The organism is Fulvivirga sp. AWR4_260 (assembly GCF_056158185.1).
On the sequence record NZ_JBSWSU010000015.1, the window covers coordinates 1775986 to 1790829 of the forward strand.

Consider the following 14844-nt stretch of genomic DNA (forward strand, 5'->3'; position numbering starts at 1 on the left):
TGTAGTGACTTGTATAAAGAGGCCTTCTCGGTATTTCGAGAGGCCTCTTTTTGTTTTATTCTGTGGTATGTACTTCTTGCCAGTCATCGGTTCTGAAAGGAACAGCCGGAAGCCTAGAAGAGTTAGTGAGGTTGCACGCAGGGTTATCAGCCCAGCCATATCTTACGGCTACTGGTTTTTTTACCTGTTTGGTACTTAAAATCACCTTGTTGTCTACTATTTTGGCCGTTGCCCAATAAAATTTATGGTTTTTGCCTGCTATAGCAAAGCCCTTAACAGGAGCATTGTCTGTGGTCATAAGTTGGCTCGTGGTATTGAAGTACAATTCAACTGTAGCATCAGATATTTTAAAATTATGATAGGTTGGACCAGATGCAACGACATCTTTATTATAGGTTTGCTTTTCAGCAATTAGCGCTAGTCTTCTACCTACTTCTTGCTTATTTTTTGGATGTATATTGTTGGCCTCACCAATGTCTATTATACAAGCCATACCTGTATTGGGAAGATGTGTGGTTAGTCTCTGGGCTTCTCTTAGCTCAGCCCAATCACTTTGTACGGGCTCTTCTTTTCTTTGCTTGTAATTGGCTAGTTGCACAAAGTAAAATGGCAGATAGCCCATTTTCCATCTTATTCTCCAGTCATTAATCATAAGTGGAAATAAGGTTTCATAATCATTGCCAGCTGTAGCATTATCTTCTCCCTGATACCAAATAAAGCCTGAAATGGCGTAAGGTATAATGGGGTTAATCATTCCGTTAAACAAGTAGGATGGGTACCTATGATAATTCTTGATTTCCGGTACAGTAGGTTCTAGGCCTGTTTTATATTTCCATTTTCCTGCTAGCGATACTTTGTGGTTGCCGTTAGTAATGTACATATTCTCTTCAGGAAGGTTGAAACCTCCGCCTCCCCATAGCACAGCCATTCTTACTGTTATCTGATTGGTTTCTTTAACTAACTCAGCAGGTATTTCATAACTATGGCTTTTATTAGCATTCCAGATGTTTTTACAAATTTCGTTTCCATTAAAATATAATGAATAGTTCATTTCAGGATGCCCTAAGTTGATCGTTAAGGAGGAGCCTTGCATGTCTGCAGGTAATTTTATTGCTTTTCTAAGCCAAACCATGCCTTCGTACGGAGCTAATCCCCAATCTTTGTACACGGTAGGCATGTTTACATATTCCCATTTGCTGTCGTCAAAGGAAAGCGAGGTGTAGTGCTTATCAGCTTCATTTTTAACATTGTAAACTATTTCCCAAAATTTCACTAAATCTAAACTGTCTTGCTCCATGTGCCCGTTAGTAATACTGTCGTTAGCCATTACCTTATTACGAGTTATGGGAGAGGATAGCAGCATTTCTCTGCTAGTCCATGCTTCTACGGGCGTACCTCCCCAGGTAGATTGAATAATGCCCACAGGGATATTTATGTCTTTATTAATTTTTCTTGCGAAAAAATAGGCTACTGCAGAATATGATTTCACACTATTACTATCGCAAACTGTCCAGTCACCTTTTTCAAAATCAGCCCGTGGGGTAATCTGTTTGTTGTGTTCTATTTGTATGAATCTTATGTGCTTATAATCGGCATTTTTAATTTCACTTTCAGCATTAAATGATTGCTGTACCTGCCACTCCATATTAGATTGACCCGATGCCACCCAAACATCACCTATAAGTACATCTTCAAATGTTAAGGTATCAGTACTAGAGGCTATTTGCAGCTGATATGGTCCTCCGGCAGGCAAAGATGGCAGCTCTGCGTACCAAGAACCATCATGGTCGCATGTGGTAGTTACACGGTTTTTGTCAATAGTTAACGATAATGTATGGTTGGCCTTATAGCTCCCCCAAATGGGAATCGTTTTGTTACGCTGCAGTACCATATGATCATTGAAAATCTTTGCTGCCGTAATTTGCGCGTAAGCCTGATGAGATAAATTAATGGATATTAGCAGAATTGCTAATATGGAATATTTAGTGATTTGTTTCATTGTAGTAATTAGCGTTGGAGTGTAGCAAATATATGTTATTAAATGTATTTGATACGTTTATGGCTCTAAACATTCGAAATCGAAATAATATAAGGTAATTAGCTCCTATTGCTCGTTTTATTGTGTAAATTAATTAAGAAGGTTACACCGATGATTAATCTTGTAATGCACAGCAATTTTATCTGTTTGATGCAAGTTTTGTACTAATAATGAAGAAATTAGGAGGTGATATGACTATTTATCTTGTTATGGGGCCGCCATTCTGCGGTAAAGGAACACAATGTGAAATGGCAGAAAAACTACTGGGGTATAAGCACATTTCAACAGGGGCTCTATGCCGATATGCTAAAGAAAAGGGAAGCGAGTTGGGAAATAAAATAGCAGAATATGAAGAAAGTGGAGATCTGGTGCCAGATCCTACTATCAATGAGTTAGTGTTAACCCACCTGCTGGGATTAAATAAAAACGATACCATATTATTAGATGGATATCCCAGAAATTTGTCGCAAGCAGAAAAGTTAATCGATTTTGTGAAATCTCATGGTATTTTTATTAGAGCAGTGATAAATATTAAAGTGGGAAGAGAAGAACTCATGCAACGTGCTCATAATAGAGCCCAGGCTTCTGATAGGCAAGATGATAAAGATATAAATATTCATAGAAAAAGAATTGAACTTTTTGAAGATGTTACCTTGCCAGTTATTCAGAGAATGACACAATTTGCTCAGGTTTTTAATGTAGATGGTATGGGGAGTGTTGAAGATACACATAAGGTTATAATGGACTGTTTAAGATAGGTTAAAGTATAAATTTATAATTTAATTATTGTATTTATGTTGTAGTATCTGTATGTAAGTATAAATCATTTTCTGGTTTGATAGCTTCCTAAAGGTTAGTTAAATTAAATAGTATCACGTTGTATTAATTAAAATACTATTTATTATGAATCGCCTTAGTTTACTTTTAGGAATGTGTTGTTTGGTGTGTTCTACAGGCTTTTCGCAGAAGGTAATTCTTGCAGAAAACTTTGAAGTTATACCCCTTTCTGATTCTTGGTTTCAGACCAACTCAGCTATAACTACAGATAATGAATGGGCTAATTTAAATCTCAATAGTTCTCTTTCTGCAGGAACTCGTGCAGTAGGAGTAACCAATAACGGAACTACTCATGCTTATGTTAATGGAACATCTGATCATTCGATATGGGTAACACCTAATTGGCCATCATCCATATCAAATTATGCTGTTAACGTGCAATACGATTATATTGCCGATGGTTTTAATTTGGCTCTTATTACGGATTTCATGTCTGTGTATTTAGTTAACCTTAATATGGTTACATACCCATCTGCCGTTAACCTTAATGGTTCTAATTCTATTCAACTGGCCTATTATTATAATAGAGATACATGGTCTAGGGCTTCTATAACATTGTCTGCCGCTCAAAAGTCATTTATAAATGCTGCTGGTAATAATGTAGCACTACTATTTAACTGGCGCAATGATGCTCTTAACATTGATCTGCCTCCAGGTGCATTCGATAATGTTTCTATAACAACTACTCCTAGTGTTCCGCAGCCTCTAAATGGTGCCTATACAGTAGGCAGGATAAAAAACAATGATTTTGTTAGTATTACTAGTGCGGTTAACTACCTCAATGCGTATGGATTAAGCGGTGATGTTATCTTTTATCTTACAGATGAAGATTATAATGCCAGTTTTGAGACTTTTCCTTTCATAATAGGAAATGGTACCACTAACCCATTTCCGGGTATGGGTACACATAATATTACATTTAAACCCCTGACAGGAAGTGCTGTAACACCAACCATTACAGGCAGTAACTTTACTGTTAGTCCTTATGGTGTTTTTACTTTTTATGGAGCTAACAATATTTCTGTGGATGGGTCAAATATTGAAGGAGGTACTTCCCGTGACCTCACAATTGTTTCGCAAGATGCCAGCACCACATTTATAGCTCCCATATTTTTAGGAGGCGTTAATGAGACTACAAGCCTTAGTGATATTACAATTAAGAATACAAACCTAACGACTAATTCTACCCAATATGGATTTGGAGTAATAGCTTCATTGTATGCAAACCCAAGTGTAGAAGCTAAATTTGATAACATTAGCATAACTAATAACGATTTTTCGACTATGAAAGAGGCCATACATATTGATGGGCTTGATGCATCTGGGTCTTTTTATACCACCAACAGCTTAGCTACAAACGTTACCGTAGCAGATAATGTAGTCCAAACCAATATCAAAGAGCGTGGAGTTCATTTTCTAGGTGTAAATAATGGGAGCATTGCAGGAAATCATATTGGAGGGTTTGTTCAAACTGATGATTATGTTGATGTAGGTATCATGATAGACAAAAACTCACAAAATATTAGTGTAGAAAAAAATCATATCTACTCCTTGGGTTATAGTGCCAATACTACAAGTGCTTTTGCTGCACACGGCATAGAGGTGAATACTGGTGTGCTAAATGCCAATGTAGAAGTGAAGAATAACGTGATCTATGACATCGGAGGCAATGGTGCTAGCAATAGTATTACAAATGATGGAATTTATAGAAATCCGGCAGCAGTAATGTTAGGGATGGGAGGTGAGAGAGGGTCCACTTTAATAGATGCCCAGTCGGGTATTAATGTATGGAATAACTCTATACATTTATATGGAAATCAGATGGATTTTGCTACCGCCAGTTCAGTAGGTGTATTTGCAGCTTCTAATACTACGAGTATAGATTTACGAAACAACGTAATTAAAAATACCTCTGGCGGAAGTTTAAGCATGGCCGGCAAAGCTCATGCATTAGCCGTATATGCGCAAGGCAGTTCTGCTCAGTTTTCTCAGTTAAATTATAATGCATATTTCGTAAATGCAGGCACTTCCAAAACTACAAATTATGTTGGTTTATTGGGCCCATTGTCCAATATTGCTCTCAACGGGACAATAACCATGAGCGAGTGGAGGAGCAATACCTCAATGGAAAGTAGCTCGGTTTATGGAGAGCCTGGTTTTACTAGCAACACCAATTTAGAACCTAGCATATTAAATGCTAATAGTTGGAATATTCATGGTATGGGTACGCATATAGCTAATGTTACTAATGACTATAAAGCCAACGGTAGGCCTGCTACTGTTTATGATGGCGCACCAGATTTGGGCGCTTATGAATTTACCATGCTTCCGGCAGCAGTGGAGCCAAGTGCCAGTGTGCAACCTGGGCCACTAGCTGTTAGCACTCCTTATGTTTTTAGCTTTAATCAAAGAGATTGGGTTTCCATCACCTTCTTGCCAGGCTCTGATTTGCCTGATGACTTAACGGTGAAATTTTATAGTGGTGTATGGGCTGCAAATCGTGAAAGCTACGATATAAGTAATTTTTATTTTGATATTATCGCTACTGAAAATGGTAGTACTAATTATTTATATAGCCTGTCTATTTATTATGATGAACCTTACTTAGGCAGTATCAATGATATTGTTAATGATTTGCCAGTCATTGCCCAAGATCCTTTAGGTGTTGGAGATTGGTCGGGAGATTTGGCCATATTAGATGCTGCAAACAGGAAGCTTACTGTGAGTAACTTAACCTCATTTGGGAGAACAACTATAACCACTGACGCTAGCCCACTTCCTATAGAGTTAACATCTTTTAATGGTGAGCTTCAAGGTGATGATATATTATTGAGCTGGACCACGGCTGAAGAGTTGAATAATGAAAAATTTGTAATAGAGCGTTTAAAACTATCTGGAGATGAATTGCAATGGATACCTATAGGAGAGAAGTTGTCCCTAGCGGCCAGGGGAGAAGAGGCGCAAGCTTATAATTTTGTTGACTATAGCGTAGAGTACGGTGATAATACATATCGCTTAAAGCAAGTAGATTATGATGGTAAATTCTCGTACAGTGGTATTGTTACTGTCACTTATGTGCCCAAATCATATTTTAAAGTATATCCAACAATTGTAGAATCTAGCATAACGGTTATAAATTCAATAACCGACCAGCCTTATGAAGTGGTATTGAAAAATCTATCTGGCGTGGAACTCAGTTCATGGAAAGGGATAAATGGAAAAGCAGAGCTAGAGCTGGTAGGATATGCTGCAGGGGTGTATTTAATAGAAATTAATAGTGAGGGACATAAAGAATGGCATAGGATAGTATTAAAATAACTTATTTATAATAAGCTAATTTGGATAATCATATTTATTTAAGGAATATCGCTGGCTCATTATAATTCCTAGGTTTTATGATTATCCGCACTATTGACAAAGACAATTGGAAGAGAAAAGAACATTTTGAGTTTTTTAACGATTTTGATGAGCCTTTTTTTGGGTTGGTCTCAGAGGTAGATTGTTCCAAGGCTTTTAAATATTGTAAGGCGAACGGCATATCTTTCTTTTCATACTATATGTATCATTCACTTTATGCTGCTAATGAAATAGAGGAATTTAAGTATCGTATTAATAATAATAATGAAGTTGATGTGTATGATGCGGTGCATTCTGGGTCCACTATAGGCCGGCCAGATGGTACTTTTGCTTTTTCATTTGCTCCTTTCAGTAAAGATTATGACACATTTGCCCAAGGGCTAAGCGCTGAAATTGATAGGGTGCAGCACTCTACAGGCTTGAGGTTTAATGATGAAGCCAAAAGAATGGATTTGATACATTACTCCACTTTGCCATGGCATCAATTTTCTGGCTTTACTCATGCCAGAAATTTCAAATTTAAAGATTCAACCCCTAAAATAACTTTTGGTAAGGCACATCAGGCTGATGGTACAATGAAACTACCTGTTTCTGTAAATGTTAACCATGCTCTTATGGATGGCTATCATGTAGGGAAATATTATCAGTTATTTCAGGAGTTGCTCAATACGCATTAATCTTCATCTATAGGATAAGTGTCAGGGTCTAATTCATAGGCCCTAATGGCATCTTCTATAGACTCGGTGTGGCAGTGCAGAAACTTATTCACTTTTGACCTTAAAAAGTAGGCATGTGGGTGATGGCTGTTCAATGCTATTAAGTGCTCTAGCTCAGTTTTAGATTTCTTATATTCCTGATTTTTATAATAAATTAATCCTTTGGCATAATATGCCTCTTCATGGTAAGGATCAAGCTTTATGGTCTGTGTGTAGTCCGATAATGCATCATCTTCATCGGTTTCTATTAATGCGCGGTTATAATATGCCTGCGCATATTCTGGATCAGCGTTAATAGCTCTATTGAAATCTTCCTTAGCTTTGTCATTAATGCCCAAGTTATGATACACCAAGCCTCTATTAGAGTATGCAATCGCACTTTTATCATTAATAGCTAAGGCTAGGCTATAATCTTCAATTGCTTTTGATGGGCGGTTTTGCTTCTTATGAATATTGCCTCTATTGATATGGGCATCTTCATAATGAGGGTACAATAGTAGCGCATGGTTATAATCATCAAAGGCTTCGTCTAGGTGGCCCATATTCTCATTGAGCACACCCCTGCTGTTGAAATATATATGGTTTTCTGGTTCTAGATAAATAAGCTTATCATAGTCTTCCATGGCTTCTTCGTATAAACCCAGGTTCTTTTTTAAAAACGCTCTGTCTAGATAGGCTTTAGTATAATCGGGCGCCAGGTCTAAGCAGTTTTGAAAATCCTCTAGTGCTTTGTGAGTGTCACCGTTATTTAAATAAGCTTTAGCTCTGTTATTATAAGCTTCAAAATCGTCTGGTACCAGTTTTAATAAAGTAGTATAATCCTTAATAGCATCTTGGTACTTTTCTAGGTTAGCATTAGATAGTGCTCGGTTAAACAGTGCCACCACATTAGTAGGTTCTAATGCTATAGCTTTATTACAGTCATGCAAAGCTCTGCTATAATCTTTTACAGTAATGTATACACTTGCCCGGTTAATGAATGAGCGAGCTTCGTTAGGAGAAATAAGTATGGCTTGGTTGTAGTCTTCTATAGCCGCGAGGTGATTTTGTAGTTTGCTATAAATGAAACCTCGATTATAGTAGTAGAGAGAAGCTTCAGGGTTTAAAGAAATGGCAGCTTCCAGATCAGCAATGGCTTTGTCATACTCTTTTATATAGGAATAATTATTTCCTCTTAAATTATACGCATCTGCATAAAATTCATTTAGTTGAAGCGCAAAGCCGGCATCGTGAATGGCTCCAAGGTAGTCTCCTTTTTTCTCTTTGCAAAGTCCTCTGTTATAATACAGTATATACCAGTCTGGGTATAGTTTAATCGCTTTTTCGTAATCAAACATAGCACCTTCATAATCACCATAGTCTACTTTAGAATTGGCTCTGGCATTGTAAATGGACGCATTCATAGGGTCAAAAAACAAAGCATGCTCAAAATCATCAAGTGCACCTATCCAATCTCCTAGCTTTGATCTTGAAATAGCTCGCTGGTAAAGGGCTTCGCTGTCATCACTACGATACTCTAAGGCTATATTGAAATCATCTATAGCGCCATGGTAGTCTTCAAGTTTACTTTTGGCCAACCCACGATTGAAGTAGGCTGTGCCTTCCCCATGTTCGTTTACTGCATAGTCAAAATCGTGTAAAGCATCCTGAACTTTGTTTAGCTGAAGCTTGGCACACCCTCTATTAATATAAGCCTGTGTGTAGTGGGGGAGGTAATTTAAAGTCATGCTATAGTCTTCTACAGCTCCTTTAAAATCTTCCATCATTTCCTTAGCTAACGCTCGGTTGTAATAAGTTAAGGCAATGTGTGGGTGAGCGTAATTTAACGCTTCATTAAATTCTATTATAGCAGCAGAATAGTTGCCTAGCTTATATTGTTGTAAACCTTTGCTTGCATAGGCCTCCGCTTTGTTGGGGTTAATATCAATGGCCTTTTCAAATTGAATAATAGCCATTTCATGATTTTTTAGAGCAGAGTAGCTGTTTCCTAGTTCAAGATAAACATTATAGTCGGTATCATTGAAGGTTAAAGCATTGTTTAATGAGTCTATTGCTTGCTCATATTGCTTTAGCTTGTTCATTACTGCGCCATAAGCTAATAGATACTCCGCATTATTTTCATCTAATGCCAAGGCTATTTTTAGGTCTTTTTCAGCTTCTTTATAATGAGATTCTCCTATGTGATTTTGCGCTCTTTCAAAATAGGCAAATGCCCTTTTGGGGTGAAACTCTATATACTGGGTTAAATTCTTATGTGCCTGGTCATAATGCTGAGATAAATGCTGTGCTATGGCTTTAAAAAACAAGGGGGTTTTGCTACTGGCAGTGTTATCTAATGCATTATAATAATTTATAGCCACATTACTTTGCTTGTTTAGCAAGTACAAATGAGCTAAGCTGAGAGCCTTTTCAGTGTGCTCTATTGGCTTTAAGCGGCCAATTAGAGTATTTATGTCTTCCTTAGATAGTGGCTGGTTAACTTGTAGCCAACTCCAACTTTTATATGCAGTAAGGCATTTTTCCATAGCTGAGTTTATTAAAACTATAGCTGAGCTATCATTCTCTTTTTGACACTGCACACTGGCTTCAAAAAGTTCACTTTGCCATTCACTGTTTAATGTGATTTCATTCTCTTTTTCCTTATTGGGTAGGGTATTAGCGTTGTTTGTAGGAATAGAGTTTTTGTCAGACATATATTGTTGGTTGGTTTTGCGAAACAAATATGTTGAATCCGTTATAGAATGGCCTCTTTTTGATGGATTTTTTTAAAAGAGTTATAGCTTCTATCTGTAAAAGCATACCACGGTTTATATATCCATCGTTGATTTTGCCCGTTAGTTAACTTCGATTTTTAATGGTATAACAGAGTCTGTAAATAGATTATTCAAAGATATTTCATCATGTCCATAGCTTTTTTAGTTGTTAAAAAGCCTTTACATTGGTTGTGTTTAATTGCTCTTACTTATCTAATATGTTATAAATCATTTTAATAAGTAATACGATTTTCTTGCTATTAATGAAATGATATTATATAATTAATAATTGATTATATGTGCGTGTAGTGTTGAATGAGTTATATCACATACTTGCCAGTTTTATGATGATACCAATGAATAATATTATTAAAATCAATTAAGCATTTGTTTACCTAATTATTAACCATTATGAGTGAATTGTACGGAGCTCAACAATTGAAATTACAGCATGAATTTGGGACTGAAGGTTTAGCCGCACGAGAAAAAGAATTGATTGTTGCTCATGAAATTAGCGACATGGATAAAGGCTTTATAGAGTCTCGAGATATGTTTTTTTTGACCACTGTAGACCATAGGGGATACCCTACTTGTTCTCATAAAGGTGGTGCTCCAGGTTTTATGAAAGTGCTGGACAATAAAACCATTGCTTTTCCGAGTTATAATGGAAATGGTATGTTTATGTCATTAGGCAATATATTGGAACATAGTAAGGTAGGGTTGTTGCTGATTGACTTTGAGACACCACACAGAATAAGAATACATGGCGAGGCAACTATTGATAGGCAGGATCCACTGCTAGCAGAATTTATTGGGGCAGAAGTGGTAGTAAGGGTAGAGGTGAGTGAAATATTTATCAATTGTCCACGTTATATACACAGGTTTAAAAAAGCTGAAACAAGTAAATATGTGCCGACAGAGCAAAATCTGAATCCGCCAACTCCACATTGGAAAAGAATTGATGCCATCCAAGATGTGTTGCCCCAGAAAGATTTAGAAAAAGTAGCTGATTTGGGTACTATCACCTTAGATCAATACGGAGAATTATTACAAAAAGGTGAAGGTTAAATAAGAACTATTAGTCTAGTTGATAAAATTGATGAGTGAATAAAAGCTCCTGCTAGCAGGAGCTTTTATTGTTTATTTATTCTTTAAAGAATTTTCTGTATTCTTTGCTACCATCAGTGTTGGATATAATAAGCATGTACAAGCCTGGTTTTAGATCCGAAATGTTTACTTCCATACTGTCAACAGCCTGCTGCATATTGATTTCAGTTTTACTTGATTTTTCAGTGGAATAAACAGCTACATTTTGTACTTTTTTACCTTCAGAAGCTTTTACGTAAAGCCTGTTGCTCGCAGGGTTAGGATAAACCTCGTCATTGGCCACTGTTCGTGCTTGTAAAGCATTGGCAGATAAGTACGCCTGATATTGGTCCCATAGAGACTGTACGCTTTCGCCTAAAATATTTTGACAGGCAGAATCCCAAGACCATGTGCTGTAATCTCTGGCCGACTGATTTAACTTAATGGCGAAATCAGGATCTTTGTGATCGGCTAACCAATCAATGAAAAAACCTGAATATTCATATCCATAAGTCCAATGCCCGCCCAAGCGCGGATATCTTTGTGGCTCAAAACCGGTAGTGTTGATTCTTACGTAATCAGCTAAGCCTTCAATAAAACCATAAAAATCGGTGCCGTAAGCATAATCTCCCGCATTTTTAGGTTCCCATTGATACCCATGTGTGCCCTCGTGTGCTAGTATTCCTTTTAATTCTTTAGCTACTGATTCGTAACTGCCTCCGTTATTGTTATAAACGTTTTCTAAATGGTTGGCACTTACAGCAATAAATATTTCTGGCGGACTTCCCCATTTTCCGGCTACACCATCAGTGTCTTCTAGTATAAGGTTAAGTTTAGTGAAATTCACTCTGGCGTCTGCATTGTTCGCATATATTTTTTTACATATCTCTAAACACATTTCGCGCATAGCATCCGCAATATTGGGCAGTGCGGTATTTAATATGTCCGAGCCAGTAGTGTAGTCTGCTTGGTTATCAAAAACTACAGTAGGGTATACGAAATTTTCCCAGCCTTCTAAATCTTTTTCAATTTTTAAAGAAGAGGTTTTGTCATTCCAGCTGTGTGCTACAAGGCAGCTTTCATCGTTTGAAAGTACAATTGAATTTCCTCCAAAGTTGTCATTTTCAAATAAGGTGATTTTAAAACCTTGTTTTACTTTTAAAGAAGATACATCATTAGATAATGCACCGGCTGCTTCTAACTCGCTTGTGGTATATTCACCAGTAGCAAGGTCTATTTGATAGCCGTCATAGTCACAATGTTCAAATAATGAAACTCCTATTTCCAGCTCAAAAAGTTCTAACTCGGCCAGTTGTAAAATATTGCCACTATTATTTTCCAAGTTGAGCCTAAAAAAACTATAAGCCTCAGTGTTGGTAAAACTATAAGAGTTTTTTTGCATTCGTGATGCAAAGTCTTCTCCACTACGGCTATCAAGGGTTGTCCAAGAATTGCCATCGTTAGAGGCTTGTAATGTCCAGCTTAAAGGGTCTCTTTCGGGAGCATCGTTGGCCGAGGTTAGTGAGTAGCTGTTGATAACTACAGCTGATGGAGCTGCAAACTGTACCCATGCAGCATTATGAAAAGTCAAAAATTTTGAGTTTGATTGATTGTCAATCAGCTTTTCAATACTCTCATAAGTAGGAGAATCATCATACTGTGTGGTGATAGATCCATTGGATGTAATGTCTGTTTGAGCAAAGGTACTGCTAGCGGGTATAAGCATACCAAGGCCCACCAATGGTAAGAGAATTTTTCTCATATTAAATCGGTTTAGTGAAAATGGTTTAGGTATTTATTTAGAGAAGGAAGATAGGATTATTTTTAATGAACAAAAAAAAATACAACGCGTTATTCGATGAGGTTACCGATAACGTAGGTGGATAGGCGGATGGTTATGCCAGTTGAAAATCAATGATATAGCAGAATGGAGGAGGGGCTATATTATTTCCAAAACTTTAAAAGTCCTTCCTTTTTACCAAAAATAGGATCGGTGTCAGGCTTTTTTAACGATTTGAGCTTCTGTGATATTAACGGTAATTTACCAGAGTTTATTTTTTGAAGGTCAGGCATTATGCCATTAGGATAGGCGCCTACCACGGCAAAAGTCTCAGAAGAACTGATGGATTTATGCGCTACACCAGCAGGGATGATGATGACATCACCAGTTTGAATTCTTAATATTTTACCTGTTACACCTCCCAGTTGTAATTCAGCTTCGCCCTGATAAACTCCCAGTACTTCATGGGTATTACTATGGAAATGATGATAGTCGTATATTCCCCATTTCCAGCTGTTGGTCCATCGGTTTTGATTAAACCTTGATTCTAGCCATAAGGCTCTTTTTTCACCTTCGTCATTAAAAAGGTAGCGATAAATCAATACCGGATACCTACTATTGGGAACTTCATCGTTTTCTTCAAACAAATGTTGTTCTATTTTAACTATTGTACATGTAGCGTTCATTGTAGTGTTGTTTTATTTAGCTCTTTGTTTGTGGAGGGCCATTACTCACTTTTTTACCATTTTGATAGACTGATTTAATGGTTCTAGTATTTTTTATGTTATTCTCAGGGTTCTTATTTAATATAATAAAATCTGCGCTTTTTCCCACCTGTAGAGTACCCGTTTTATCTTCAATTTTTAAAAGTTTCGCTGAATTTTTAGAGGCAATAGTAATCGCTTGTATGGGTGTAAGACCTGCATTTACCATAAGTTCTAACTCCAAATGCTCAGAAAAGCCCTGTGCCCTTTCTGGCTGAGCGCCCGAGTCTGTACCCAGGGCTATGAGTACGCCTGCATCATAAAGTTTTTTAAGGTTGATAGATGCTATTTGGAATGCGCGTTTCTTCATGATTAGGTTTGTAGTATCGGGCGAGCTAAGTTTTGCCTGTAATGAAGAGTACACTCCTTGTTCTAGTGAGTTTTGGAAGAACTCCTCCTCCCACCAAGGTATTGGTTCTGTAGAATTATAGATGTAAGCATATTTATCAAGTGCTAAAGTAGGTATGTACATGACTTCATGCGATTTGATGTTATCTATGGTGGCTTCGTCTAATTCTTTATCTCTTATGCTGTGCGCAATAATGTCAACTCCAGCATCAACTAAGTTGTTGGCGTCTTTGAGGTTATACACATGAGCGGCTACTCTCAGTTGTTTTTCGTGGGCATGGTTGATAATAGCATTGTAAATTGTAGGAGACATTTTCGGAGCTTTGCCATGATTGTCGTCAACCCAAATTTTTAATACAGCAGGGTGCAGTTGGTTAACTTCATCTACATCTTCAATGGCTTCAACTTCTGATTTAGGTCTATAAACCATGTCCATGCCGTAATCTTCGGGAGGTAATCCATTTGATACCCCAAATCCGTATCCGGCACTGTATAACAATGCTCCTTCAAATAATCCTTTGTTTAAGGAGTCGTAAAATTGATCTTTGAATAATACGGGCCTATCTGTACCTAATGCTAAGACGCAGTTTACACCATAAGATTGGTACTTATTGAGTTGAGATAATACATTGTCTCTGGTGTAATTTTGTTCTGTAGTGCTAGTCCCTTTAAGGTTGCCTACATGAGCATGTGTACAAATGAGTGACGGTATTATGGTTTTGCCAGTTGCGTCTATTGTATGCCCATCCACTTTCGGAAGGTCTTTGCCAATCATAGCAATTGCTCCATTTTCGATCAGCAGATCTGCCTGAAATGACTCCGAACCAGTTCCGTCTATTATTACAGCTCCTTTTATGAGCAATTGTTCGGTGTTAAGTTCTGATGATATGTGTTTGCAGGCTGGTAATATGAATATCAAACTGCATATAGCAAGTAGTTTATATCTTATATTATTCATAGCTTAAATATAACAAGTGCATATAGCGAATGTTCTTTTGCTAAACAGGCTGATCGAAAAGATTGTAGTTCTGCTCAGCTGGCTTTGGTACTTAGTCAAGGAGAAGATATTATACCCATTCTTGGTACAAGGAAGAGGAAGTACTTGCGGAAAATGTAAATAGTATACCGGTATCAGTAACCGATGAAGATAAGCTTGAAATTGATT

At 37.3% G+C, this 14844-nt stretch carries 9 protein-coding genes; 4 read left to right on the forward strand and 5 right to left on the reverse strand.

Annotation, left to right across the window (positions count from 1 at the left end):
• Positions 1–55 precede the first annotated feature (55 nt).
• Positions 56–1999 carry a sialate O-acetylesterase gene (locus tag ACXACQ_RS14095; protein WP_474976595.1) on the reverse strand — a complete coding sequence of 648 codons (1944 nt, stop codon included), beginning with the start codon at positions 1997–1999 and terminating at the stop codon, positions 56–58.
• A 209-nt stretch (positions 2000–2208) separates the two neighbouring features.
• On the opposite strand from ACXACQ_RS14095, the gene ACXACQ_RS14100 reads away from it, so the two are divergent.
• The 3 genes from ACXACQ_RS14100 to ACXACQ_RS14110 all read left to right on the forward strand — a co-directional run bounded on the left by ACXACQ_RS14100 (position 2209) and on the right by ACXACQ_RS14110 (position 6909).
• Entirely contained in the window at positions 2209–2796 is a 588-nt protein-coding gene (locus ACXACQ_RS14100; RefSeq protein ID WP_474976596.1) for an adenylate kinase family protein, read from the forward strand.
• 145 nt (positions 2797–2941) lie between these two features.
• Positions 2942–6193, forward strand: coding sequence for a T9SS type A sorting domain-containing protein (locus ACXACQ_RS14105; RefSeq protein WP_474976597.1), 3252 nt, complete (start codon positions 2942–2944; stop codon positions 6191–6193).
• 77 nt (positions 6194–6270) lie between these two features.
• Complete coding sequence (locus ACXACQ_RS14110; RefSeq protein WP_474976598.1) at positions 6271–6909, forward strand: CatA-like O-acetyltransferase; 639 nt, start codon at positions 6271–6273, stop codon at positions 6907–6909.
• On the opposite strand, the gene ACXACQ_RS14115 is transcribed toward ACXACQ_RS14110, so the two are convergent.
• Entirely contained in the window at positions 6906–9641 is a 2736-nt protein-coding gene (locus ACXACQ_RS14115) for a tetratricopeptide repeat protein (protein ID WP_474976599.1), read from the reverse strand. The two genes, ACXACQ_RS14110 and ACXACQ_RS14115, sit on opposite strands and share 4 nt — an antisense overlap.
• A 471-nt stretch (positions 9642–10112) precedes the next feature.
• Here ACXACQ_RS14115 and ACXACQ_RS14120 point away from each other — a divergent pair, with 471 nt between their 5' ends.
• Positions 10113–10769 carry a pyridoxamine 5'-phosphate oxidase family protein gene (locus ACXACQ_RS14120; RefSeq protein ID WP_474976600.1) on the forward strand — a complete coding sequence of 219 codons (657 nt, stop codon included), beginning with the start codon at positions 10113–10115 and terminating at the stop codon, positions 10767–10769.
• A 76-nt stretch (positions 10770–10845) separates the two neighbouring features.
• On the opposite strand, the gene ACXACQ_RS14125 is transcribed toward ACXACQ_RS14120, so the two are convergent.
• The 3 genes from ACXACQ_RS14125 to ACXACQ_RS14135 all read right to left on the reverse strand — a co-directional run bounded on the left by ACXACQ_RS14125 (position 10846) and on the right by ACXACQ_RS14135 (position 14637).
• Positions 10846–12549, reverse strand: a complete 1704-nt coding sequence (locus tag ACXACQ_RS14125; RefSeq protein ID WP_474976601.1) for a basic secretory protein-like protein — start codon at positions 12547–12549, stop codon at positions 10846–10848.
• 182 nt (positions 12550–12731) lie between these two features.
• Complete coding sequence (locus tag ACXACQ_RS14130; RefSeq protein WP_474976602.1) at positions 12732–13253, reverse strand: cupin domain-containing protein; 522 nt, start codon at positions 13251–13253, stop codon at positions 12732–12734.
• 16 nt (positions 13254–13269) lie between these two features.
• Positions 13270–14637 (reverse strand): amidohydrolase family protein, encoded by a 1368-nt coding sequence (locus tag ACXACQ_RS14135; RefSeq protein ID WP_474976603.1) that lies wholly within the window; start codon positions 14635–14637, stop codon positions 13270–13272.
• Between the last annotated feature and the right edge of the window lie 207 nt (positions 14638–14844).

Excerpts from the sequence above, each read along its gene's own strand:
- ACXACQ_RS14095 (WP_474976595.1), bottom strand. The coding sequence starts at position 1,999 with ATGAAACAAATCACTAAATATTCCATATTAGCAATTCTGCTAATATCC.
- ACXACQ_RS14100 (WP_474976596.1), top strand. The coding sequence starts at position 2,209 with ATGAAGAAATTAGGAGGTGATATGACTATTTATCTTGTTATGGGGCCG.
- ACXACQ_RS14105 (WP_474976597.1), top strand. The coding sequence starts at position 2,942 with ATGAATCGCCTTAGTTTACTTTTAGGAATGTGTTGTTTGGTGTGTTCT.
- ACXACQ_RS14110 (WP_474976598.1), top strand. The coding sequence starts at position 6,271 with ATGATTATCCGCACTATTGACAAAGACAATTGGAAGAGAAAAGAACAT.
- ACXACQ_RS14115 (WP_474976599.1), bottom strand. The coding sequence starts at position 9,641 with ATGTCTGACAAAAACTCTATTCCTACAAACAACGCTAATACCCTACCC.
- ACXACQ_RS14120 (WP_474976600.1), top strand. The coding sequence starts at position 10,113 with ATGAGTGAATTGTACGGAGCTCAACAATTGAAATTACAGCATGAATTT.
- ACXACQ_RS14125 (WP_474976601.1), bottom strand. The coding sequence starts at position 12,549 with ATGAGAAAAATTCTCTTACCATTGGTGGGCCTTGGTATGCTTATACCC.
- ACXACQ_RS14130 (WP_474976602.1), bottom strand. The coding sequence starts at position 13,253 with ATGAACGCTACATGTACAATAGTTAAAATAGAACAACATTTGTTTGAA.
- ACXACQ_RS14135 (WP_474976603.1), bottom strand. The coding sequence starts at position 14,637 with ATGAATAATATAAGATATAAACTACTTGCTATATGCAGTTTGATATTC.